Below are 24,809 nucleotides of genomic sequence, written 5' to 3' on the forward strand. Positions count from 1 at the left end.
CGCCTCTATACTGATCTCCTGATCAAGATCATCGCCAACACAATCTACGGCTCTGGTTCGCAGGTGATCGATCCGTCGAAAATCGGAGAGTCGACCCCGTTCAATCGCGAGGATCGCCTCATGGGCCGCGATTGGCCGACGGTTGCTCACTCGATGGCGGGCGTCAGGCGCCTGACAAATGTCCGCGACCTCGTCCAGCGCGTCATCGATGAAAACGTGCCCGGGGATTTGATCGAGACCGGCGTCTGGCGCGGTGGCTGCTGTATCCTGATGAAAGGCGTGCTGGCCGCCAACGGGATCACGGACAGGAAGGTGTATGTCGCGGACTCGTTCGACGGTTTGCCACCGCCGGACCCCGAGAATTTTCCGGCCGACCTGGGTGACAGGTTGCACGAATACCGGCAGCTTGCGATTGATCAGGCACAGGTCGAATCCAACTTCGCCGCCTATGACCTCCTGGACGACCAGGTGGTCTTCGTCAAAGGCCTGTTCGGAGACACCTTGCCTGGCCTGAAAGCCGGTCCATTCGCCCTGATCCGACTGGACGGCGATATGTACGAGTCGACGATGGACAGCCTCGAAGCGATTTACCCAAGGCTGTCCCCCGGCGGGTTCGCGATCATCGATGACATGGCGTTTGGGCCATGCCGGCAAGCGGTCGAGGACTACCGCACGCGCAACGGCATCAAAGCCGAGATCCACGAGATAGACTGGACGGGCGGTTGGTGGCAGAAGCCAATGGCTGACAACTGAGCCACGGAATCGCGATGAAAACGAACACCCTGTCCGTCGTTGTTGTCGCTTACAACATTCCCCGAGAACTGCCGCGAACCTTGCGTTCGCTCGCAACGCCCTACCAGCAAGACGTGACGACGGATGATTACGAGGTCATCGTCGTCGACAACGGATCGTCACCAGCCGTTAGCGAGGGGCTGGTTGCGGACTATGGGCCGAACTTTCGCCTGCTGCGCATCGACGACGCATTGCCGTCGCCCGCGGCTGCCGTCAATCGCGGGATAAGGGAGGCGAGGGGGGACAACATCGGCGTGATGATCGACGGCGCGCGGATCGTGACACCCGGGTTGGTGCATTTCGCTCGCATCGGCCTGGGCATGGCTCCGACGGCAGTCGTGGCCGCGCCTGGCTGGTATCTTGGCAGCGACACCCAGGTGAATGCCCGCAGCAATGGCTATACGAAGGCCATCGAGGATTCGCTTTTGCAATCGATCCGATGGCCGGAAGATGGGTATCGGCTGTTCGAGATCGGGACGATGGATGAGTCGTCGGTCGATCCGTGGTTCACGCCGATATCCGAAGCCAATGCCCTGTTCATGAGCCGGGAGAGCTGGCAGGCAATCGGTGGCATGGATGAGCGCTTCACCTACCCGGGAGGCGGCTTCGTCAACATCGATACGCTCGAACGTGCGATGGAGATGCCGCGGGCAAAGCTCATCCTCACCCTGGGAGAGGCTACATTTCACCAGTTGCACGGAGGTGTCGCCACCAACGCAACCGTCGAGCAGCCCAAACACTGGCTCCTCTGGAAGGCCGAAAGGGACGCGTTGAGGGGGCGCGCGGACTTTAGCTTTCACGCCCCCTCGGCGTTCGTGGGATCGCTGCCACCAGCGCTTGCGCCGCACCTTGCCCGCGCCCTGATTGTGTCTCCACACGGCGCCGGGCCAGCCACGGCCGCGGGCTTCAGGGCGCAACTGAAACCGTCGGAAGAACCCGCGCCGACCAACCAGGCAGCCGCGGCGCTTGTCGAGTTGGCCAAGGTCGAGTTGGAGCGCGGGAATTACAAGGCGGCGGCAGACGTCGCCCGCATGGCAAGCAGCCATGCACCCGCCGAGTTGGCAACATCACGCGTGCTTTTGTCCGCCGGCCTTCTTTCGCGGTACAATGAGCATCGGGATGCCGCCTATTTCACGGCGATCGGCGATGCGCATCGTGTCATCGGCGAGAACGAAACCGCCGACATTCAGTACCGCAACGCTTTGGCGCTTGCCGCCGACAGCGTGGGTGCCCATGCCGGGCTGGCCAGTATGCGGATGTCGGGGCCGTCCTACTACGACTGGCTGGAGCGTCTTTACGCGGAACTGAAGCCCGCCGTGGTGGTGGAGATAGGCGTCTTTGACGGCGTCTCGCTTTCCAAGGTCAAGGCACCAGCCCTTGCAATAGGCATCGATCCCAATCCACGCGCCACGGTGGCGCTCGGCGCGCAAACGCACATTTTTCCGGAGACGAGTGACGCCTTCTTCGATCGCGGTGGAGCGGACGCCCTGCTTGCCGGCCGCCCGGTCGGCGTCGGGTTCATCGACGGTCTGCACACGTTCGACCAGGTGCTGCGCGACTTTGCCAACCTTGAACGCTACTGCGACGCCGGCTCGGTTCTGCTCGTGCACGACACCGCCGCCCTGGACGACGCGACGCAAAGGGTTCCGCCGACGACGCAATTCCACACCGGCGACGTCTGGAAACTGGTTCCGGCGCTCAAGACGCTGCGCCCCGATCTCGACGTGTTCACCATTGCCACGCCCTGGACCGGGCTCACTGTCATGTCCGGCTTCGGCAAGCGCAGATACGATCGTTCGTGGATCGCCAACGCCGGCCAACGCTTTGCAAACATGGAATTTGCCGAGATCGAGGCAAACCTTGGCGAAGCGCTTGGCCTGGTTGCAAACGAATGGGAGCCGGTGCTTGCGCGGATTAGGGCCAACCTCGTCGGCAAGGGGGGTGACAATCACGATCAAGGCAGTTGGCCCCATCAAGGCAGCTCGCACAATCAAGGCGGCTGGCGGCGGCAAATTGCGAAGCTGATGAAGAGGCTATGATGGGCGGGTTCCTGCATCAGTACTTTTTGAACAACAGCGGCAAGGAGATTTACAAGTGGCTGCACTATTTCGACGTCTACGAGCGCCACTTCGAACGGTTCAGAAACCGGAGGCCGGTCGTCGTTGAAATCGGCGTCTACAAGGGCGGATCGCTCGACATGTGGCGTGCTTATTTCGGCGAGGGCGCGCGAATCGTCGGAGTAGACATCGATCCTGCATGCAAGGCGCACGAGTCCGAAGGGGTCGAGGTCTTCATTGGAAGTCAGGACGACCCTCGACTGCTCGATCGGATCGTCGAGAAATATGGCCCCATCGACATCGTTATCGATGATGGCAGCCACATGATGGATCACGTCATCGCGACCTTCGAGCATCTTTACCATCATGTGCAGCCGAACGGCATCTACTTCGTCGAGGACACGCACACGAGCTATTGGGACGACTATGGCGGAGGGCTGCGCAAGCCGGGATCGTTCATGGAATTCGCCAAGGGAAAGCTCGACGAGATCAACGCGCATCACGCGCGCGGCGCCTTGCCGCCGAACGCCTTCACCCATGCAACAGACTCAATCTGTGTCTATGACAGCATTGTCGTCTTTGAAAAACGGCCGCAGGGCAGACGTCAGTCGCTCTTGACAGGGCAGGGGTAGAATCCGCTCAAGGGCTCACGCGTCTGCGTCAGGGCGGCCCATGGATCCATAACGGTCAGCAACTGTTGGCTCGGTGCTTCGCGCTTAACGCCGGTCCGAGCTGAAGGCACCCGCGCCCGCGATCTTGCAGGCAATTATTCCCTGAAGGCCCGGGAGAGCTGATCGGTGATGGGTTTCATCAGATAAGACCAGACAGTGCGGTCGCCGGTCTGGATATGCAATTCGGCAGGCATGCCCGGAATGAGCCGGGTTGCCGTTTTCAGGCAGACCGCCTCGTCTGTAATGTTGATGCGGGCCTCGTAATAGGCCGTCCGGTTGGCTGTGTCCTTGACCAGATCGGGGGAGATCCGATCGACCGTCCCGTGACACTCCGGCGTGGTGTTGCGGTCGAAGGCCGAGAAGCGGATGACGACCGCCTGGCCAAGGCTGACATCGTCGATGCGCAAGGGCGGAACCTGGGCATCGATCACCAAATCGTCCGTCTGAGGCACGATCAGCATCATGGTCTCGCCAGACGCGACAACGCCGCCAACCGTGTGGATCGCAAGCTCCTGCACGACGCCTGATTGCGGGGCCTTTATCGTCATATGGTCCAGCTGGTCCATGGCCACCTGCTTGCGCTCGACCAGTTCGGCCTCCTTGCCTTCGGCCTCGCGCAGGTCAGCGTTGGCGCTTTTGCGGAAGTCGTTGTCGAGCTGGATACTGGCCAGCGCGTTCTCGCTGATGCGCCCTTCCACTTCGGCGATCGCGGCCAGGAGCCTTCCGGCCTCGCCTTTTTGCTGGATGGTCTGCGTTTTCAAAGCGGTCAGGCGATCCAGCGATGCGAACCTCTTGGCGTAGAGATCCTGGATGATGACGAGGTCGTTGGTCGCCAGGTCAAGAGCTTCGAGGGCCGCGTCGCGCTGGGCCTTGAGGCCTTCGATCTGTTCTCGATATTGATCGTTGCGGGTTCCAAGCTGCGCCTTCTGGCTTTCCAGAAGCGTCATGTTGCTTCGATGCAGCGCGTTTTCACCCGCAATGAGGATCGCCATTGCGGGATCGCTGGCGCGGGCGGACAGATCGTCCGGGATGATCATCTCGTCGCGGCCAATGGTCTCCGCCTCCAGGCGGGTCATTTGCAGCCGCGCGCGGTCCAGCTGCTGGCCAATGATGCCGAGATTTGCGCGTGCCACCGTGTCGTCGAAGCGAACCAGGACCTGGCCGGCCGTAACCTTGTCGCCATTTCGCACAAGGATTTCGCGGACGGTACCGCCAGTCTGCTCCTGCACCTTCTTCACATTCGATTCCACCACCACCGTTCCGCTGGCGATGACCGCACCGGCAAGGGATGTGGTCCCGGCCCAGATGCCGATGCCGCCAACAAGTGCGGCGACAACGACGAGGCCGGATCCAATGGTCCATCGAACTCCGTCACCACGCATCGACGAGAGTTGCGATGCCGGCAGGGTTGCTGCGTGCGAACGCGTCAGGTCGGCCGTTTGCGTGGGTGCGAGGCTCATCATGGCCGCCTGTCATGCAAGGTGACGACAGTTGGTGCGCGTTCGCCGCCCGGGGCCTGTTCCGGCCGCACATTGGCTGGGCGCGTCATCTTTGCCAGCACTTCGTCCCGCGGTCCCATCGCCTGTACCGTTCCGCCGGCCATGACCAACACGGTATCGATATTCGCCAGTGCCGCGGGCCGATGTGCGATGACGACGACGATGCCACCTCGATCGCGCACGCCCTTTATGGCTGCGCCCAGGGCGATGTCGCCTTCGCCGTCCAGATTGGAATTCGGCTCGTCGAGAACGACGAGGAACGGATCGCCATACAATGCCCTCGCCAGACCGACCATCTGGCGCTGGCCTCCGGAAAGTGCTGAGCCGCCTTCGCCGATGCGCGTCTGGAAACCGTCGCTCAGCCGGAGAATCATCTGTTTGACCCCGGCAGCTTCGGCCGCCGCAACAACCGCATCCGCGCTCGCGTTCGCGTTGAAGCGGTTGATGTTCTCGGCAACGGTACCCTCAAACAACTCGATGTCCTGCGGCAGGTAGCCGATGTCGCGTCCAAGCGCTTCTTCATCGAATTGATCGAGTGCGGCCGCATCAAGACGCACAGTGCCGCGGAGAGGGGTCCATGCACCGACGAGCGCACGCGCCAGCGTGGACTTGCCTGACGCGCTTGCTCCGATGATGCCCAGCCCGGCTCCCGCCTGCAACGAGAACGCCACATTCTGGATGATTGGTTTTTGCTGGCCGGGAGCACCAACCGAGACCGCCTCGACCGACAGTGTCTCCCGAGGCCGCGGAAGCGTAAGAGGCGCTTCTTGTGCATCGGCGTTGCGCAGCATCTGCTTGAGCCGGCCATAGCTCTGTCTGGTGGAAACCCATGGGCGCCAGTTGGCAATGACGAGATCGACGGGCGACAGTGCCCTGGCGAGCATGATCGACGTCGCGATCATGATGCCAGGCGATGCCTCGCCTTCAATCACCAGGTAGGCGCCTAGTCCGAGCATCAGCGACTGCAGGATCATTCGCCACGTCCGCGAGACGGTCCCGGTCGCGCCGACAACGTCGGAAATGCGCAACTGATTGGCAAGATAGGCTTCGCTCCGGCCCTGCCAGAGACCGCTGATGCGAGGTCCCATGCCAAGTGCACGAACGACCTCCGCGTTCCGGCGTCCGGCATCGGAAAGCTGCTTGCGGGAAATGGACGATTCCATCGCCCGTTTGGCGGGCCCTCGGCTTAAGCCTTCGGCAACCAGGGTCAGCAAGACGCTCACGATCGCGCCGGCCGTCGCAAGCGCTCCCAGCAGCGGATGGAGGAAAAAAATGCCGACCAGATAGAAGGGCAGCCAGGGCAGATCGAAGAAGGCTGTCGGGCCCGATCCCGAGATGAAGCTGCGTATCTGGTCGAGATCGCCGATCGGCTGAAGCCGTGTGCCTTCCTGACCGGACCTGAGAGGGAGCGAGACCGAGAGAGCAAAGACAGCGGGCTGCAGGCTGGTGTCGAAACGCCTGCCGATCCGTGCAAGCAGCCTGAGCCGCAGGAGATCAAGCAGACCATAGGCGATGTAAAGTCCCGCCATGGCGATCGAGAGCACTGTCAGGGTCGGAATGCTGTGCGAAGGCAGGACGCGGTCATAGACCTGAAGCATGTAGAGCGAGCCGGTCAGACCAAGCAGGTTGATCATTCCCGAGAAAACGGCGACGCAAACCAATGCCGCGGCGCACGACCTTAGCGCACGGCTGGGCGCGGACAATCCCGCTGGGGCAGGACGGGAGCCGCCGCGGTTCTGTATCTGAATTGCCACATGCCCCCGCTTAACGTTCAGACTACGACGAAATCGGCGTTGGTCAGCGCCAGGTTTGCGGCAAGCGTGGCGAAATGGGTGGAACCACCCGCCGCACTGCCGTTGCTGTCATAGGTGAGCCAGCCGGTATCCGTCTCATAGATGATATGATCGTTGCCGTCACCCGCAAGGCCGGTGGTGTTCTTAACGAACTGTTCCGCTGTCAACGTGCCGTTGCCGCCAAGCGCTGCAAAGATCGCATTGTCGACCTGGATTGTGTCGTCGACCACTGAGAAGTCGGTGATGCGGTCGACATTGGCAGAGGCGTTCAGCGCCGTGGTGAAGACGAAGGTGTCATGCCCGGTGCTGCCGGACAGCGTGTCGTTGCCGAGCAGGCCGTTGATGATGTTGTTGCCGGAATTGCCGGTGATGATGTTGGCGGTCGAGTTGCCGGTGCCATTGATGGAAGCCGCGCTGCGCAGCGCCAGGTTCTCCAGCTCCTGGCCGGAAAGATTGAAGCTGACATAGGCCTGGACATTGTCCGTGCCACCGCCGTTGGCCTCGATGACATGGTCGCCGGCATTGTCGACATAATAGGTGTCGTTGCCTTGAGCACCACTCATGGTGTCGGCACCAGCAAGGCCGTTGATGATGTTGTTGCCGCTGTTGCCGGTGATGATGTTGGCAGCGGAATTGCCGGTGCCGTTGATCGAAGCCGCGCCGCGCAGCGCCAGGTTCTCCAGAGCCTGTCCCGATAGGTTGAAGCTGACATAGGCCTGCACATTGTCGGTGCCCCCGCCATTGGCCTCGATGACATGGTCGCCGGCATTGTCGACATAATAGGTGTCGTTGCCTTGCGCGCCGCTCATGGTGTCGGCACCGGCAAGGCCGTTAATGATGTTGCTGCCTGAATTGCCGGTGATGATGTTGGCAATGGAATTGCCGATGCCGTTGATGGAGGCCGCGCCGCGCAGCGTCAGGTTCTCCAGCTCCTGACCGGAGAGATTGAAGGAAATCGTGCTGTTGACTGTATCGGTGCCCTGGCCATTGGCCTCGAGGACAACGTCGCCGGCATTGTCGACCCAGTAGGTGTCGTTGCCTGTGCCTCCGCTCATCGTGTCGGCGCCGGCGCCGCCATTGATGGTGTCGGCGCCGCCGAACCCATAGAGCACGTCGTGCAGCGGCGTTCCGTTCAGCGTGTCATTGCCACTCAGCGCGAGATTGAGCAGACCCATCGTGTCATTGCTGAAGACGAAGCTCGCAACGTCGGTGGCTGCTACGTTCAGGCCCGTGACCTGCAGCACCGTGCTGCCAGCCACCACATACTGGACGGATGTCACGGTCCCACCGGTAGGGACGCCGGCGTTATAAGTGAATCCAGAGCCCTGAAAGAGTGTGTAATTCGACGCGTCGTCAAAAAACCTTGCATAGAGAGGCTGCGGGTCTTCGAAGTCGTAGTCGACCAGTGCTCCCACCTGCAGCGTATCGAAATTCAGTCCAAAAACCGTACCACCGCTGACAACAGCCATGACGTTCTCCCACCCAAGATTAACAACCCCAACCTATATTTACGAGGTTTCCTGAAACAGCACAACTGACCGTTCTTACTTGTAGTTAGCCAGCGAGGGTTCGGGATGGAATTGTTGCAATGCACTTTGGCGGCGGCGGCGAGGTCCGCTTCGGGGGACCGGCATGACCTCCTTATACCACGACGAAATCGGCGTTTGTCAGCGCCAGATTGGCGGCGAGGGTGGCGAAGTGGGTCGAGCCGCCCGCCGCACTGCCGTTGCTGTCATAGGTGAGCCAGCCAGTGTCCGTCTCGTAGATGATGTGATCATTGCCGTCACCGGCAAGGCCGGTGGTGTTCTTGATGAACTGGTCTGCTGTCAGCGTGCCGTTGCCGCCAAGCGCTGTGAAGATGGCGTTGTCGACCTGGATGGTGTCGTCGGCGACCGAGAAGTCGGTGATGTGGTCGACATTGGTGGAAGCATTCAGCGCCGTGGTGAAGACAAAGGTATCCTGGCCGGTGCTGCCGCTCAGCGTGTCGTTGCCGAGGAGGCCGTTGATGACATTGGCGCCCGAATTGCCGGTGATGATGTTGGCGGTCGAGTTGCCTGTGCCGTTGATGTTCGCTGAGCTGCGCAGCGCCAGGTTCTCCAGCTCCTGTCCGGAAAGGTTGAAGGAGACATAGGCCTGGACATTGTCGGTGCCCTGGCCGTTGAGTTCGACGACATGGTCTCCGGCATTGTCGACATAGTAGGTGTCGTTGCCGATACCGCCTTGCATGGTGTCGGCGCCCGCCTTGCCGTCCAGCGTGTCGTTGCCACCGAGGCCGCTCAGCGTGTTGACGCCTGAATTGCCGTTCAGCGCGTTGGCCAGGCTGTTGCCGGTGGCGTTGATCGAGGCCGCACTGCGCAGTGCGACGTTCTCGATGTTGCCCGTGAAGTGGTTGCCGTCACTGAGGTTGATCGAGATGTAGCCATTGACGACATCCGAGCCGTTGGCCCCGGCAGTGCTTTCACTGACGATATCGCCGGCATTGTCGACGAAGTATGTGTCGTTACCGGCCCCGCCATACATGGTGTCGGCACCTGCCTTGCCATCCAGCGTGTCATCGCCGGCCTTGCCGTCCAAATGGTCGCCGCCCGAGGAACCATATATGGCTTGGGTGCCGTCGGTGCCGATCAGCGTCAAGGCATTCGTGCCAAGCCCGACGATAGATGAAATGCCGTTGACCGCTGTCACGGATACCGACGTGCGGATGGTCGACTGGCCCATCAGGTCGATCTTGGCGTTGAAGCCGGCAGCGATCGTCGCGGTGAGAACCACCGGCGTCACCTGGTCGCCACCGGCAAACGTGACGGTCTTGAGACCGGCCGTCAGCTCCTCGGAATAGCCGCCCGCGCTGCCGCTGGCCGTGTTCGGTCCGCCGCTGACGGAGACCGTTATGTTGCCGCGGCCTTCGCCGATCGAATAGAACTGGTCGGCCGTCACGGTATCGTTGAAGGCGACACCAGTGAGAAACTGGTGGTTGGCGCCTGGGCGGCCGAAATCTTCCGTCAGCATCGTCGCGTTGAGGCCCTGATAGACGCCCTGGGCCTGGCCGACACCGACCTCCTGATAGTCCGGATCCATCAAATTGACCCGGTGGCCGCGGCCAGGGTAGTTCGAATCGACAAACAGAAGTTGATGGAGCTGCAGAGACATCGCCGGTGTGAGAGTACCGGAAGTAGCGCTGTACGCGATGTTTTCGCCTGCTGTATCCCAGTCATAGCCAGCGGCCGTTATCCGATCGAATGGGTCGTGGCCGCTCAGATCAGTGTGCGAAAAGTAGTCGTTGTTGATCATGTCCTGGCTATGAGCCCGCGCCACGCCGAGTAGCGTGTCGTTCATCGCCAGCGGCTGCTTCATCGCGGTGGAGATGGTCTCGTTGGCCGGGACCCCCTCATTGAGGCTTATGCCATATCGTGCGGCTTCAGCGGCGGGATCGAGCCGCGCGCGATTGATCAGTTCCAGGATTGCCTGCTCGACAGCACTCTGATTGGCCATGACTTTCCCCATCCAGTATTGTGCGAGTATTATTTTTAGGCAACAAACTGCCGAAACACCAGCCGGCTGGAAGAAACCTGCTCAAAAGCCGTGCCATTCAACGCTTGAACGGGCTGCACAGGAGACACGCCCACGCAATCGCAGGCGCCGTAATCGGGCGCCTGCGATTGCGTGGGAGCTCTATCTTCGAGCGGATCAGACCACGGCGAAATCGGCGTTGGTGAGCGCCAGATTGGCGGTCAGCGTGGCGAAATGGGTGGAGCCGCCAGCGGCGCTGCCGTCGCTGTCATAGTAGAGCCAGCCGGTGTCGGTCTCGTAGATGATGTGGTCGTTGACGTCGCCGGCAAGGCCGGTGGTGTTCTTGATGAACTGGTCGGCCGTCAGCGTGCCGTTACCGCCGAGCGCGGCAAAGATCGCATTGTCGAGCTGGATGGTGTCGTCGACCACCGAGAAATCGGTGATGCGGTCGACATTGGTCGAGGCGTTCAGCGCTGTGGTAAAGACGAAGGTATCCTGGCCAGTGCTGCCGGACAGCGTGTCGTTGCCGAGGAGGCCGTTGATCGCGTTGGCGCCACTGTTCCCGGTGATGACATTGGCAATGGAATTGCCGGTGCCGTTGATGTTGCCGGCGCTTCTCAGCGCCAGATTCTCCAGCTCCTGCCCGGAGAGGTTGAAGCTGACGTAGGCCTGGACATTATCGATGCCCTGGCTGTTGAGCTCGATGACGTGGTCGCCGGCATTGTCGACATAATAGGTGTCGTTGCCTTGCGCGCCGCTCATCGTGTCGGCACCGGCAAGGCCATCGATGATGTTGTCACCGGTGTTGCCGGTGATGATGTTGGCAGTCGAATTGCCGGTGCCGTTGATGGAAGCCGAGCTGCGCAACGCCAGGTTTTCCAGCTCCTGTCCGGAGAGGTTGAAGCTGACATAGGCCTGTACATTGTCGATGCCCTGGCCATTGAGCTCGATGACATGATCGCCGGCATTGTCGACATAGTAGGTGTCGTTGCCTTGCGCGCCGCTCATCGTGTCGGCACCGGCAAGGCCGTCGATGATGTTGTTGCCGGTATTGCCGGTGATGATGTTGGCAGCGGAATTGCCGGTTCCGTTGATCGAAGCCGAGCTCCGTAGCGCCAGGTTCTCCAACTCCTGACCGGAAAGATTGAAGCTGACATAGGCCTGCACATTGTCGATGCCCTGGCCGTTGAGCTCGACGACATGGTCGCCGGCGTTGTCGACATAATAGGTGTCGTTGCCGGTGCTGCCGCTCATCGTGTCGGCACCGCCGAGGCCGTTGATGATGTTGTTGCCGCTGTTGCCGTTGATGATGTTGGCGATGGAGTTGCCGGTGCCGTTGATCGAAGCTGCACTGCGCAGCGCCAGGTTCTCCAGCTCCTGGCCGGAGAGGCTGAAGGAGACGTAGGCCTGGACGTTGTCGGTGCCGCCGCCATTGGCTTCGATGACATGGTCGCCGGCGTTGTCGACATAGTAGGTATCGTTGCCGGTGCTGCCGCTCATCGTGTCGGCGCCGGCGAGCCCATCGATGACGTTGTTGCCTGAATTGCCGGTGATGATGTTGGCAGCGGAATTGCCGGTGCCATTGATCGAAGCCGCGCTGCGCAGCGCCAGGTTCTCCAATTCCTGGCCGGAAAGGCTGAAGCTGACATAGGCCTGTACATTGTCGGTGCCTTGGCCATTGGCCTCGATGACAAGGTCGCCGGCATTGTCGACATAGTAGGTGTCGTTGCCGATGCCGCCTTGCATGATATCGGCGCCACCACGGCCGTCGATGACATTGCCAACATTATTCCCGATGACGGTATCGGCATGTGCGCTGCCGATGACGTTCTCGATCGTTGTCGAGAACGCAAGGCCCAGATTTCGCTCCCATTCATAGGCCGGGGTGGTCGAATCAGTCAGGGTGTTTCGAATAAAGTCCCCAAAGCCACCAAATTGCGCGGTGAGGTCAGCTATCTGATTCTCGACATTGTAGTAGTCGAGATCCGAATAGGCGCCGGGGCGCAAATCGACGGTAGAACCTCGGGAAAGCGCGGACAGGTCTAGAGTGTCCGTGCCGCCGGCATCGTAGATCGCCTGCCTGCCATTCAAGCCATTGTCGGTAAAGGCATAGACCGTATTGCCGGTGGCAGTGGTCGGATCTGCGCCGTAATGGGACTGAATCGCCATGATATCGAGCACCATTGGCGTAAAGGACGACGTTCCCTCGACACTGTAAGCGATGCCCCCGCCGCCGTCTGACCAAGTGAAGAAATAGTCTTCCGAGGTGTAGCTCATCACCGTGTAGGTTCTGCTGTCGTATCCCGCCGGCACAGTCGGCGCCTCGAACGGGTGTTTCAGTCCCAGGGCATGCCCGGATTCGTGGATGAGAATCTGGAAATCAGAGGTATGCTGAGCGAAACTGGATGACTTATAGGTCTGGTCGACCCAGATGTCGCCGTTGACGGCAATTGCCGTGTTGCCGGGCAGGGGCGGGCCATAGGCGTAGGCGGCTATGCCTGAGCCCTCGCGCGCTGTGACGTCGGTGAATGCGACGCGGATTTTCCCGGGGATTGCGTCCGATACCTCAGTTATCGAAGGCGCGATCAACGCGTCCCAAAGAGACAAGGCGGTCCGAAAGCTCGCCGCCTGGGTGCTGTTGAAAGGTCCAGACTGAGCGTCGAAAGGCTCTCCCGATCCATAATCTGTCTCCCAGAGTGAACCGGCGCCTGGAATTGAGTAAGTGATCGTCGAGCCGGACCACTTCGCACCGTCCACGTCAACAAGCCCATTCCGGGCCTGTGTCACGGTCACATTTGTCAAAGTCATCGCGCATCCCCCAAGGTTGTTGGACGATAATATTCGGCGACAATATGGATCATAGATAACGGTGTCCGCTACGCTCGGAGAAATTCCAGGAAAAGTGTGAAACAGTTTCCTGTCCGGAATTGTGTCAAACAAAGAGAAAGAGCGGTTTTGCGTTCAGTGAAACGATGAACCGCTCCTACCTTCACACCACGACGAAATCGGCGTTTGTCAGCGCGAGGTTAGCGGCCAGCGTGGCGAAATGGGTTGAGCCGCCAGCCGCACTGCCGTCGCTGTCATAGTAGAGCCAGCCGGTGTCCGTCTCGTAGATGATGTGCTGGTTGGCATTGCTGGCGGCGCCCGACGCGTTGGCGGCAAACTGGTCGGCAGTCAGTGTACCGTTGCCGCCAAGCGCTGCGAAGATCGCATTGTGGACCTGGATGGTGTCGTCGGCGACCGAGAAATCGGTGATGTGGTCGACATTGGTTGAAGCATTCAGCGCTGTGGTGAAGACGAAACTGTCGTTGCCGGTGCTGCCGCTCAGCGTGTCATTGCCGAGGAGGCCGTTGATGACGTTGGCGCCCGAATTGCCGGAGATGATGTTGGCGGTCGAGTTGCCGGTGCCGTTGATGTTGCCGGTGCTTCTCAGCGCCAGATTCTCCAGCTCCTGACCGGAGAGATTGAAGCTGACATAGGCCTGCACATTGTCGATGCCCTGGCCATTGAGCTCGATGACGTGGTCGCCGGCATTGTCGACATAGTAGGTGTCGTTGCCTTGAGCACCGCTCATGGTGTCGGCACCGGCAAGGCCGTCGATGATGTTGTTGCCGCTGTTGCCGGTGATGATGTTTGCGATCGAATTGCCGGTGCCGTTGATATTGCCTGAGCCGGTCAGCGTCAGCTTCTCCAGTTCCTGTCCCGACAGGTTGAAGGAGACAGAGCTGAAGACGCTGTCGGTGCCCTGGCCGTTGAGCTCGACGACATGGTCGCCAGCGTTTTCGACATAGTAGGTGTCGTTGCCGGCGCTGCCACTCATGGTGTCGGCGCCGCCGAGCCCATTGATGACGTTGTTGCCCGAATTGCCGGTGATGATGTTGGCAGCGGAATTGCCGGTGCCGTTGATCGAGGCCGCGCCGCGCAGCGCCAGGTTCTCCAATTCCTGGCCTGAAAGATTGAAGGAGACGTAGGCCTGCACATTGTCGATGCCCTGGCCGTTGAGCTCGATGACGTGGTCGCCGGCATTGTCGACATAGTAAGTGTCGTTGCCGGTGCTGCCGCTCATTGTATCGGCGCCGGCGAGCCCATCGATGACGTTGTTGCCGGAATTGCCGGTGATGATGTTGGCAGCGGAATTGCCAGTGCCATTGATCGAAGCCGCGCTGCGCAACGCCAGGTTCTCCAGCGCCTGGCCGGAGAGGTTGAAGCTGACATAGGCCTGGACATTGTCGGTGCCTTGGCCATTGGCCTCGATGACATGGTCGCCGGCGTTGTCGACATAGTAGGTGTCGTTGCCGACGCCGCCACGCATCGTGTCGGCGCCGCCCTTGCCGTCCAGCAAATTGTTGCCGGAATTGCCGATCAGCGTGTCAATGCCGGAACCGCCAACGGCGTTCTCGATTGTCGCGCCGAAGGCAATTGAAACATTGCGGTGGCCGCCGCCTATGTCGGAGAAACTGCCTGCGGCCAGATTGATGATTTGGGCTTGGCCGAACCCGGACGCATCCAGCGTATCGACACCACCAGCGTCCCAAATGCAGATTGCCGGCGAGGGGTTCAGGGCGAAGTTGTACACGTTGCCGGCATTGGAACCAAAACCGTAGACGGTATTGCCCGTACGCGTCGTCATATTGGCGCCGTAGAGCTGCTGAACAGCCAGAATGTCATACAACATCAGCGTGTCGGGATAGTCATTGTAGTCGGATGCGCCGGTGTTGGTCTCGTCGAAATAGCTCATCACGCTGTATTGGTTGCTGTCCTGGATGAACTGGGCATCGTTGCCGTAGGTCGGATTGGTATCGGCATTGTATTCGCCCGGATGTGAAAGGCCGAGCGCGTGGCCTGTTTCGTGCAGAATGGTCTGGTAGTCGTAGGAGCCGATGGGCAGATTTCCCGTGTTAACGGCGTCAGTGTTCAAATGCACGTCTCCGGAAATGTCGCCTGGCGCCGTCGTTCCCGGGTAAATTGCGTAGGCTCCTGCAGGGTCCGCCGTCGATGTGTAGTTTCCAAACAGCATCGTCGCGTTGTCGCTGGTGCCAGCGGGGTTGACTTGCGTGAAAGTCAGGCCGCAGACCGACGAATACATGGCAAGCACGGACTTGACGGCAGCGATTTCCGCGGAACTCAACGGGCTGAACGGGGCAGCATCCCCTTGCGAGTCCGTGCAATTGACGTCCGTCATTCGCACAGCCCATGTCACGTTCACCGGCTGCCCGGGCGCTGTGCTCCAGCTGCTTCCGGGCCTCAGGATCGCGCCGGCCCCCATCAATTCGTCGTAGCTGGCCCGGGTTCCGCTCACTACGGAAACGCCATATTGCCCCACGTAATCATCGTTATATGCGCCGGCATTGATGAAGTAATCGCCGGTGGTCAAGGCCGTGTAGGTGATCGTCGAATAGCGGTACTGGCCCGGGATGACGTCATCGTTGGACGCAACCAATGTTCCGGATGCGTTCATGAGGGCCATGAACGTATCCTCGACATTGTCGCCGACAGTCGGACTGACCCGCGCACCTTCGCCGACTTCCGCGAATGTGTAGGTCTGGCCCGCCACCAGGTGCACCCGGTACCAATCATGGTCGCCGGCCGAAGACAAATGGCCAGTCGCTGTCTGGCCGACCGCCAGGGTGTAGCTGGTGGCGATGGATGATGCCGCATCCGTTGTTTCGGTGACGTTTGGCATTGCCTTCCCCTCTACGTTTCCTGCGGCCGCGCCGCTTATTATCGATAACGGAGCACGAGGCTCACAACCCGCATGTCCTGCTGGCCTATTTGCCGTCGTTCACTTTGTCCTTGCCGCATAGCCGTTCTGCCACTTCGAGTGCCCTGCGAAGGACTTCCCGATTTTCCGCCGCCGAAATGATTGGGCTTCCAAGGCGTGCCTCGTGCAGACGCGCCAGCGCCTGCTCGCAGGTTTTGGCATTCATCGGGCGCTGTGGATTTCGAGGATAGGATTGTACCGGCTGAGGTCCGATAATGGATGCCATCATGATAGCTGCTACGCAGAGGAGGTTCCGAGTCATAGGCCTTTTCCGTGACCGGTCTGTCTTTGACCAGGCGGCCGTCCAATTCTCGGCTTGGTGACAGCCACCCATGCCTGTCGCCATCATGATCGGCCACAACCACCTTCCAAAAGATACAATCGCTTTCCGCGGCTTCGCGCCGACAGGTCAATTGCGGAACATTTGTTTCCGAAATCCTATGCCCACGCCCCTAGATTGACACTCTATGTCACGGTCACGACTGTATTCAACGCTGTTCTTGAGGACCAGCTAAAATTCCCGCTTGAATTCCGTATGTACCGCGTTGCTTTGTGGGCATGGGTGCATCCTCTCTTGCCATCGGGTTGGACTGCTTTGGGTAGGTGCCTGGACTGCGCCAGTTGTCCTAGATGACTGGACATCGCAACTACTCCATGTCCGATAATTCAATGGCTAGTGAGAGTGTGGCAGGTCGTGCCGCCGCATTTTTTCTGATTTATGATCAATGTCTTGCTTAAAAACATGGCGGAGGAAGTGGGATTCGAACCCACGGTGAGCTTGCACCCACGCCGGTTTTCAAGACCGGTGCCTTAAACCGCTCGGCCATTCCTCCAAGTAGTTGCAATCATTGCGCTTTTGTCTATTTGCTGTCGGCGACAATTTGCCGTTTGCAACGCACTTTGCAACTATTTGCCTTTTCGCTCGCTGCTTATAGCCGCCTGCAATGCCACGTCAACTTGCTCTGCTGCGTCGGCCTGCATTCCGGGCATGACATGTGAGTAAAGATCCAGCGTTATGCCGATGTTCGAATGGCCAAGGCGCTCGCTCGCTATCTTCGGGTGAACGCCTGCCGAAAGCATTTGCGTGGCATGCGTATGCCGCAGGTCGTGAAATCGGATGCGGGGCAGGGAGGTTTTGCCGAGCCCGAGAAACCATTTTTCGCCGAAGCGAAACGGCGCCATGCCGATGAAGTCGTCGATGAATTTGCATACGATAACCTCGAAACCCCTGCTATGGAAATAGAGACGCTGACGCCTACGAGGAGGGTGCTGACACGGCTCGCGCCATTGCATCCGAGCTTCGCCGGCGATTAGCTGCTGGTGTCAGAAAGTGCCAGGACCCACGAGCTAGGACCGTAATACATTGCCGGGCTCCGTTGTCCGTGTTCCTCTGTCTGGAGGGATGCCGCGCCTCGGCGTCAATTGTCGGTTCGCATAGGTCGGTGCTGCGGGTTCGCTAGCCCGATACCCTTCGCTAGCCCGATACCCAGGGTGCATAACCACTTGCCTTCGAGATCCGGCTGAAAAAGAACTCAGACCAGTCGAAATCGTAGCACTTCTGCTGTTCTTTGCGCGTCGCAGCCACGCCCTCCAGCCCAAACTGGTGATATGTTTTTTCGCTTGGCAGCCCTGTGTCCACAGCAACCACCAGCACAGGCAGTAGCGGGCAGCTATGTTTGCGCAACCGGCCAGCTATCACTGTAAGGATTGACTCCCAGCCGTTTGGCAGGTCGCCAAACTTGGCGCTCAACTCTCCATAAGTGGTCTTGCGTCCCACACACGCCGCATGGGCAATGTAGAGGGCGACGTCCAATCGAAATCTATCTGACATTTGGTTTGTCACAGCTCTATGAAGATCGGGAGCAGTTAGCCTGAATGACCAGCAAGATGGGAACCCTGTGGCACAGCCCGTTGGGTCGCGACGCCAAAATCTTGCTGATTGGTGCCACTGCGCAGATCGTCATGTGCGAATAGTCCATTCGACTTGCCTAGGCGCCGCCTGACGTCGTGTCCCCGCCAATTTCTTCATGCTTTGATTAATCGGCTCGGAGGACAGCGGCGCAAAGTTGGATCCCTTTGCGCCGCCGCCTCCTCGACGCAGGTGTCCTGCTGTCAGTCGCAGGAACAGGATCGCGAAAACACGTCCCAGTTTCCGCCAGCCGTTCAGCGACTGCGGTTGGATCTTTTTCCTGCGTACCGTTCGCATCGATGATTCTTCCGAATTGATCTTGCAACGCTGCGACAAGTATTTGCGCTTAGCTGCCAAGCTTCATAATGTGAGGGTCGAGCGGGTCCGAGAGGTGTGCGCCTGTGGTCGAACAGAGTGCAACGGCCGTTCGAACACTGGCAGCCATACCGACTGCGGCAGGTCTGGCCGCGCGCTTAGCCTCTGCTGAGCTTGAGCGACACAACATCGATCCCGCGCGGTTGCTGACGCGCGCTGGCCTGTCTGCCTACGCGGCGCGTTCTAATGGCACCCCCCCGGGGTTTGTCGGTGGCGGGGGTGGGGGTGGCTTATGGGGCCCCTGTCAGGCGCGCGATTCGCATCGCCATCATAGGGTTCAAAGCGAGGCTGGCCGTCTTGCTAGCAGCCTGGCTGCCGAGCCCCTGGGGAAGAAACCAACGCGAATTTGCGGTGTTGCCGTTCGCACCTGCACCCTGCGAACTCGCTAAGGCGGCCTCGGCCGGTGTCCTCCCTCCCGCAGGCGGGGACGCGCTTGATGGGCCCTGCAGCGGTGGGAAGTCAGCGCGGTGAGGAGCTAGAGGCCCCCAAATGGAGGGACTAGATCACCAGGAAATCCGCGTTGGTCAGCGCCAGGTTTGCGGCCAGTGTGGCGAAATGGGTCGAGCCGCCGACGGCACTGCCGTTGCTGTCATAGTAGAGCCAGCCGGTGTCGGTCTCGTAGATGATGTGGTCGTTGCCGTCACCCGCAAGGCCAGTTGTGTTCTTGACGAACTGGTCGGCCGTCAGCGTGCCGTTGCCGCCAAGCGCTGCAAAGATGGCGTTATCGACCTGGATTGTGTCGTCGACCACTGAGAAGTCGGTGATGCGGTCGACATTGGCAGAGGCGTTCAGCGCCGTGGTGAAGACGAAGGTGTCATGCCCGGTGCTGCCGGACAGCGTGTCGTTGCCGAGCAGGCCGTTGATGATGTTGTTGCCGGAATTGCCGGTGATGATGTTGGCGATGGAATTGCCGGTGCCGTTGATGGAGGCCGCGCTGCGCAGCGCCAGGTTCTCCAACTCCTGACCGGAGAGGTTGAAGGAGACGTAGGCCTGCACATTGTCGGTGCCCTGGCCGTTCTTTTCGATGACATGCTCGCCGGCATTGTCGACATAATAGGTGTCGTTGCCGGTGCTGCCGCTCATCGTATCGGCACCGCCGAGACCATTGATGATGTTGTTGCCACTGTTGCCGGTGATGATGTTGGCGATCGAGTTGCCGGTGCCATTGATGTTGGCAGACCCGAGCAGCGTCACGTATTCGACCGAGCCCAATACGTGCGCAGTGTCGGAGAGGCTGAAGCTGATCGACGACTGCACGGTGTCAATACCGGTCGAGCCGGCGAGGCTCTCGTTGACGATGTCGGAGGCATTATCGACGATATAGACATCGTTGCCTGCGCCACCGACCATCGTGTCAGCGCCCAAACCGCCATTGAGGTAGTCGTTGCCGGCCATCCCGCTGAGATAGTCGTTGCCGGCCATCCCGCTGAGATAGTCGTTGCCGGCCATCCCGCTGAGATAGTCGTTGCCGTCTTCGCCATAGGCGATGTCGTTGCCGGCGTAGCAGTAGATCGTGTCGTTGCCACCGAAGCCGTCAAGTACGTCAGCATAGTCGCTGCCATAAACGGTGTCGGCGCCGGCCAGCGCTGTCCTAACGATGGCGACGTCATCTGCAGTTGAAGGCGACAGTGCAGCATCTATGATCAAGCTGGCCGGTACGCTGATTCCAGACACATCGATAAGCAAGTCGGACGACCAGTTGCCAAACAGGGAATACTCTGTGACGGTGCCGGTGCGCATCGGAACGCCGTTGATGTCGTAAGCGAAGCCGTAGCCCCAGAGCGTATCGTTGGTACCATCTGAATGACCGGCGGTGAACCAGCCCGAGTTACCATAGTAGCTGTCAGCGTAGAGCAGTTTGCTGAAGTTGAATCCGTTCAACATGTCCAATGGTATATATGTGTCTACGACTGCCAAGATGATCTCCAATAAATTTGAGGGAATGAGAGTTTCTAGTCTGACCAATACCTTTCGCAGGCTGGTCGGTCTTGGCGCCGCACGCCAAAAATTTCCGGTTCGCTGCCAAAGCGCCAATGCGACCTATGTTCCGGCCCCGGCCAGCCGCGCGGTCTGCTATTCTCGGAACGCCCTATGCACCTGGTCCGATAGCGGCTTCATTGCGTAGGACCAGACATTGCGCTCACCGGTCTGGATGTGAACTTCGGCGGGCATACCCGGCTGCAGGCGCTTGGCGTCCTTCAGGCAGGCCTGCTGGTCGTCGAGGGTCGTGCGCGCGACAAAATAGGAAGTCTGCCGCTGCGGGTCCTTGATGAGGTCAGCCGATACTCTCTGCACAGTGCCTTTGCATTCGGGTGTCGTGGCAGCGTCGAAGGCAGAGAAGCGGATCGACACAGACTGGCCAGGGCGAACGTCGTCGACCTTGGCGGGGGCGATCATGGCGTCAACGACCAGCTTGTCATCTTCGGGCACGATCAACATGATTGTCTCGCCCGGAGCGATGACCCCGCCGACAGTGTGGACGGCAAGCTCCTGCACATACCCCGACTGGGGTGCACGGATTTCGGTGCGGGCAAGCTGGTCCTGCGCGACCACCTTGCGCTCGACAAGCTCGACCTCCTTGCCGTCGAGCTCGCGCAGCTCCTCGTTGACGTCCTTGCGCATCTCCTCGTCGACCTGGAGGGCCTGCAGCTTTGTCTCGCTGATCTTGCCTTCTGTCTCGGCGATGGCGGCCATAAGGCGGCCGGATTCGCCCTTGAGCCGCGACAGCTCGAGCTGGAGTGTGCTTACCCGCTCGAGCGAGACGAGCTTTTGCTCATAGAGCGTCTGAAGGCTGTTGTAGTCCCTTTCGACGAGCGCTGCCGATTTGTCCGTCGCCTCCCGCTGGGCAGTCAGGCCTTCAATTTGCTTCGCCAACTGTTCAGAGCGAACCTCGAGCTGGGCTTTCAGCCCTGTCGAAGCCTTGGTCCGGCTTTGGAACAACGCCTTCTCGCCGGCAACCAAGGCGTCCACATCCGCCTCTCCGGCGCGCTTGGCAAGGCTGTCGGGCAGCTTGATCTCGGGCAAGCCCAGCCGCTCCGCTTGCAGACGCGCCTGGCGGGCGAGCGTGCGGTCATATTGCTGTGCGATGATCTGTAGGTTGGCGCGGGCAGTTGTATCGTCGAGCCGCACAATGACATCGCCCGCCGAGACGCGGTCGCCTTCGCGAACCAGGATCGCACCAACGACGCCACCAGTCTGGTGCTGGACTTTTTTGGCGCTGCTTTCGACGACAACAGTGCCCGACGAGATGACGGCCCCTGCGAGTGATGTCGTTGCCGCCCACGCGCCGACACCGCCCACGAGCAGGATCGATATCGCCAGGCCGAACAGGATGTTGGCCCTGATGCCTTCGCCGGAATGCGTATTCTTTTCTGAAATGGACATTGAAATCACCGAGGTTACTTTCGATCGTGTAAGGGGACGACAGTCGAGGTCTGCCGCAAGGCCGCATGAGCCGCTGGCTGTTGCGTATGGACTGCCGGGCGGGTGATGCTGGCAAGCACTTCTTCCTTCGGGCCGAAGGCCTGTAATGTCCCGCCTGCCATGACCAGCACCTGATCTAGATTGGCCAGCGCCGACGGGCGGTGGGCGACGACGATGACAATGCCGCCCCGCTGGCGCACGCCTTGAATGGCGGCAGCGAGCGCGACATCGCCGTCGGCATCGAGATTGGAGTTAGGCTCGTCGAGCACTACCAGAAAAGGTTCTCCGTAGAGTGCCCGCGCCAACCCGACGAGTTGCCGCTGCCCGGCCGAGAGGGCGCTGCCGCCTTCGCCGATGCGCGTCTGGAACCCATCCGCCAGCCTGAGAATCATTCGGTCGATTCCAGCCGTCCGCGCCGCCGCCAGGATGTCCTTGGGATCGGCGTCCCTGTCGAAGCGGCAGATGTTTTCTGCAATGGTTCCGTCGAACAATTCGATAGCCTGTGGCAGATAGCCGATATCCCGCCCAAGGGCTTCGGGATCCCACTGTTCGAGCGCTGCATTGTCTAGCCGGACCGTCCCGCGCAGCGACGGCCACGCACCGACAATGGAGCGCACCAGGGTCGACTTGCCGGATGCGCTCGGCCCGATTACGCCCAACCCCGTCCCCGCTTGCAGCGTGAAGCTGACGTTCTGGATAAGAGCATTCTGCTGGCCTGGCGCAGTAACTGTCAGGCCTTCGACGGACAGCGTGTGCTGCGGTCGCGGCAGCGCCATCGGCTGACGCTGCTCGAAAAAGGCGTTCAACGTTCTGGATAGCTGTTCGTAGCTTCTTCGCGCAGAGATAAAGCCCTTCCAGTTGGCGAGCGCGACATCGACTGGCGCAAGCGAACGGCCCAGCATGATAGAGGAAGCGATAATGACGCCCGAAGACGCCTCGCCTGCCATAACGAGGTAGGCGCCGAGGCCGAGCATGAGCGATTGCAGCATCATGCGGAATGTGCGTGAAAGCGCGCCGGTCGCACCGATGACGTCGAAAACCCTCCGCTGATCCTGCAGGAAGCGCAGGCTCTGCTCACTCCAGAGTCTGCCGAAGCGGTTGGAGAGGCCCATAGCGCGGATGACTTCGGCATTGCGGCGGCCCGCGTCGGAGCAGGAAGTGCGGGCAACTATCGATTCGGATGCACGCCTTGACGGCGCGCGCGCGAGCCCTTCGGCGACGAGGGTCAGTAGTACGATGACCACTGCTCCAAGCGTCGCTAGGAGCCCGAGTGATGGATGCAGCATGTAGATGATGACGAGGTAGAATGGAATCCACGGCAGGTCGAAGAAGGCGGTCGGACCGCTTCCGGAGACGAAGCTCCTGATCTGGTCGAGGTCACGGATCGGCTGGATGCGCGATCCCTCTTGTCCTGCCCTCAGCGGCAGCAGCAGCGAGGCTGCGAATGCCTTGCCATGCAGCTTCTGGTCGAGTGCGTTGCCAATCCGAACGAGCAGGCGCAGGCGGACGAAATCGAGCAGGCCGTAGACCGCGTACAGAAAGACGGCGATGATGGTGATGCCGACAAGCGTAGGCACACTGTGCGACGGCATCACGCGATCGTAGACCTGCAGCATGTAGAGCGAGCCGGTCAGGCCGAGGATATTCACTATACCCGAGAAAACGGCCACCGCCGTCAGCGCCCCGGCACACTGCCGGAACGCAGACTTCAGTTCATTGCCCCGAGTCGCTGCGGCGAACGCCTGCAATGCCATGGTATATCCTCGATCCTTCTTCCTGCACCAACCCGAACCGACCGCGTCGAGCCACGTGTGACTGGCCTCAATCCGGTGGGTCTGGCGTTCTTCGCTCATGTGGATGCCTTGTGCACTGACGCAAGGACAGTGGCGGCTGGGCGCAAGTCGTTGGCGGTGCCGATCAACTACATTGGCTGCAACGGTGGCAGCCGCCGCTCAGGATCTGCTAGGACGATGACAAGCCACGCCGGTACTGGGACGGAGTCTTGCCGGTCCAGCGCCGCGCGGCATGACTGAAGGCGCTTGGCTGATGGAAGCCCAGCAGCCATGCGATCTGGGAGATTTGCAGGCCCGGCTCCTCCAGGTGGCGAATGGCGAGATCACGCCGGAGATCATCCAGAATGGCCCCGAAGCTGAGCCCTTCTGCCGCGAGGCGGCGTGCGAACGTCCTCTCGCTCAGCCCGAGGCTGCCGGCCACCTTCTTCGCGCTCGCCTCGGCGTGGGGCAGGAGCGGCGCGATGGTGTTCTCGACTATCGTGCGGAACGGGCCCACGTTGGTGGGCCGGGCCGCCATCGCCTGCTCGCAATTCTCGACCATCAGCCGGTTCAGGAATGGATCGGCGGCCACCAGCGTCCGGTCCAGCAGCGCAGGGTCGAATATCAACTCGTCCGAGTCGGCGCCAAAGTTGACGTCGCAGCCCAGCAGGCTCCGCGCACGGCGCAGATCGCCCGAGCGCTGGTGGACGAAGTTCGCGACGAGCGGAGAAATCCTGTGGCCGACGAGTTGCCGGCAGAGCCGGACGAGCGTCAGTGCGAAGGACTCCATCTGGTGCCGGTCGAGGTGCCGCGGCACGCCTGCATAGGAAAGCGCGAGCCGGAAGGTCGAGCCCTTGTGCATCCGCAAGATCAACGCATGATTCGCCGCATGGGCGTACCGTTCGAGGCGGCGTAGAGCATCGCCGAGGCAATGCGACGAGGCGGCTACGTAGTAGAGCATGCCGAGTTCGCGCAGATCGAATTGCTCGGCCAGGTTCAGGCCAAGGAAGTCGTCGCCGAGGGTGCGCGAAGCCTGCTCGAGGAATTCGATCTGCGACCTGACATCGATCCGACCGTCGTGATTGGTGGCGACCGCTGACAGTCCGGCACGGGCGAGCAAAGGGGCCGGATCGATGCCGCGGCGTCGGAGCTCGGCTACGGCGAGGCGCGTGGCCAGGCCCGCCGCGGTCGGCGCCGCTGCCAGTCGTCGGAAAACAGGCTCATCCTGGTCGGCCACGGTCGCCCGGTAT

At 60.5% G+C, this 24,809-nt stretch carries 17 protein-coding genes and 1 tRNA gene; 4 read left to right on the plus strand and 14 right to left on the minus strand.

Annotated features, from left to right (window positions below; all coding sequences use genetic code 11):
• Positions 1-63 precede the first annotated feature (63 nt).
• From AC0ZT5_RS25235 to AC0ZT5_RS25245, 3 genes are read left to right on the plus strand one after another with little or no spacing between them, the layout of a single operon-like run.
• Positions 64-753, plus strand: coding sequence for a TylF/MycF/NovP-related O-methyltransferase (locus AC0ZT5_RS25235; RefSeq protein ID WP_488498648.1), 690 nt, complete (start codon positions 64-66; stop codon positions 751-753).
• A gap of 14 nt (positions 754-767) precedes the next feature.
• Positions 768-2,831, plus strand: coding sequence for a glycosyltransferase (locus tag AC0ZT5_RS25240; protein ID WP_488498649.1), 2,064 nt, complete (start codon positions 768-770; stop codon positions 2,829-2,831).
• Positions 2,831-3,481, plus strand: coding sequence for a class I SAM-dependent methyltransferase (locus tag AC0ZT5_RS25245; protein ID WP_488498650.1), 651 nt, complete (start codon positions 2,831-2,833; stop codon positions 3,479-3,481). The genes AC0ZT5_RS25240 and AC0ZT5_RS25245 overlap by 1 nt, the downstream gene beginning before the upstream one ends.
• 134 nt (positions 3,482-3,615) lie before the next feature.
• On the opposite strand, the gene AC0ZT5_RS25250 is transcribed toward AC0ZT5_RS25245, so the two are convergent.
• The 9 genes from AC0ZT5_RS25250 to AC0ZT5_RS25290 all read right to left on the minus strand — a co-directional run bounded on the left by AC0ZT5_RS25250 (position 3,616) and on the right by AC0ZT5_RS25290 (position 17,160).
• On the minus strand, positions 3,616-4,980 hold the full coding sequence (locus tag AC0ZT5_RS25250; protein WP_488498651.1) for an HlyD family type I secretion periplasmic adaptor subunit: 1,365 nt from the start codon (positions 4,978-4,980) through the stop codon (positions 3,616-3,618).
• On the minus strand, positions 4,980-6,653 hold the full coding sequence (locus AC0ZT5_RS25255) for a type I secretion system permease/ATPase (protein ID WP_488498652.1): 1,674 nt from the start codon (positions 6,651-6,653) through the stop codon (positions 4,980-4,982). The genes AC0ZT5_RS25250 and AC0ZT5_RS25255 overlap by 1 nt, the downstream gene beginning before the upstream one ends.
• Positions 6,654-6,790: 137 nt before the next feature.
• Positions 6,791-8,281 carry a beta strand repeat-containing protein gene (locus AC0ZT5_RS25260; RefSeq protein WP_488498653.1) on the minus strand — a complete coding sequence of 497 codons (1,491 nt, stop codon included), beginning with the start codon at positions 8,279-8,281 and terminating at the stop codon, positions 6,791-6,793.
• 172 nt (positions 8,282-8,453) lie between these two features.
• The gene (locus tag AC0ZT5_RS25265) at positions 8,454-10,301 is read right to left on the minus strand and encodes a CAP domain-containing protein (protein WP_488498654.1); all 1,848 of its coding nucleotides are present in this window, start codon (positions 10,299-10,301) and stop codon (positions 8,454-8,456) included.
• Between the two features lie 195 nt (positions 10,302-10,496).
• A complete protein-coding gene (locus tag AC0ZT5_RS25270; RefSeq protein WP_488498655.1) occupies positions 10,497-13,127 on the minus strand; it encodes a matrixin family metalloprotease in 2,631 nt (876 codons plus the stop codon).
• 181 nt (positions 13,128-13,308) lie between these two features.
• On the minus strand, positions 13,309-16,002 hold the full coding sequence (locus AC0ZT5_RS25275; protein WP_488498656.1) for a M10 family metallopeptidase C-terminal domain-containing protein: 2,694 nt from the start codon (positions 16,000-16,002) through the stop codon (positions 13,309-13,311).
• 85 nt (positions 16,003-16,087) lie between these two features.
• On the minus strand, positions 16,088-16,309 hold the full coding sequence (locus tag AC0ZT5_RS25280) for a hypothetical protein (protein ID WP_488498657.1): 222 nt from the start codon (positions 16,307-16,309) through the stop codon (positions 16,088-16,090).
• 514 nt (positions 16,310-16,823) lie between these two features.
• Positions 16,824-16,913 (minus strand) — tRNA-Ser (locus AC0ZT5_RS25285).
• A gap of 73 nt (positions 16,914-16,986) precedes the next feature.
• Positions 16,987-17,160, minus strand: a complete 174-nt coding sequence (locus tag AC0ZT5_RS25290) for a hypothetical protein (RefSeq protein WP_488498674.1) — start codon at positions 17,158-17,160, stop codon at positions 16,987-16,989.
• Between AC0ZT5_RS25290 and AC0ZT5_RS25295 the strand changes: the two genes are divergently transcribed.
• Positions 17,110-17,394 carry a hypothetical protein gene (locus AC0ZT5_RS25295; protein WP_488498676.1) on the plus strand — a complete coding sequence of 95 codons (285 nt, stop codon included), beginning with the start codon at positions 17,110-17,112 and terminating at the stop codon, positions 17,392-17,394. The genes AC0ZT5_RS25290 and AC0ZT5_RS25295 overlap by 51 nt on opposite strands.
• A gap of 160 nt (positions 17,395-17,554) precedes the next feature.
• Here AC0ZT5_RS25295 and AC0ZT5_RS25300 read toward each other — a convergent pair whose 3' ends face one another.
• From AC0ZT5_RS25300 to AC0ZT5_RS25320, 5 genes are all read right to left on the minus strand, one after another.
• A complete protein-coding gene (locus AC0ZT5_RS25300) occupies positions 17,555-17,893 on the minus strand; it encodes a hypothetical protein (RefSeq protein WP_488498658.1) in 339 nt (112 codons plus the stop codon).
• A gap of 969 nt (positions 17,894-18,862) precedes the next feature.
• Positions 18,863-20,281 carry a calcium-binding protein gene (locus tag AC0ZT5_RS25305; RefSeq protein WP_488498659.1) on the minus strand — a complete coding sequence of 473 codons (1,419 nt, stop codon included), beginning with the start codon at positions 20,279-20,281 and terminating at the stop codon, positions 18,863-18,865.
• A gap of 156 nt (positions 20,282-20,437) precedes the next feature.
• A complete protein-coding gene (locus tag AC0ZT5_RS25310; protein ID WP_488498660.1) occupies positions 20,438-21,748 on the minus strand; it encodes an HlyD family type I secretion periplasmic adaptor subunit in 1,311 nt (436 codons plus the stop codon).
• Positions 21,749-21,762: 14 nt separating this feature from the next.
• Complete coding sequence (locus AC0ZT5_RS25315; RefSeq protein WP_488498661.1) at positions 21,763-23,541, minus strand: type I secretion system permease/ATPase; 1,779 nt, start codon at positions 23,539-23,541, stop codon at positions 21,763-21,765.
• Between the two features lie 208 nt (positions 23,542-23,749).
• Positions 23,750-24,796: an AraC family transcriptional regulator gene (locus AC0ZT5_RS25320; protein ID WP_488498662.1), complete on the minus strand. Its 1,047-nt coding sequence runs from the start codon at positions 24,794-24,796 to the stop codon at positions 23,750-23,752.
• Positions 24,797-24,809: the final 13 nt, after the last annotated feature.

It is taken from the genome of Mesorhizobium sp. CNPSo 4670, assembly GCF_057784235.1.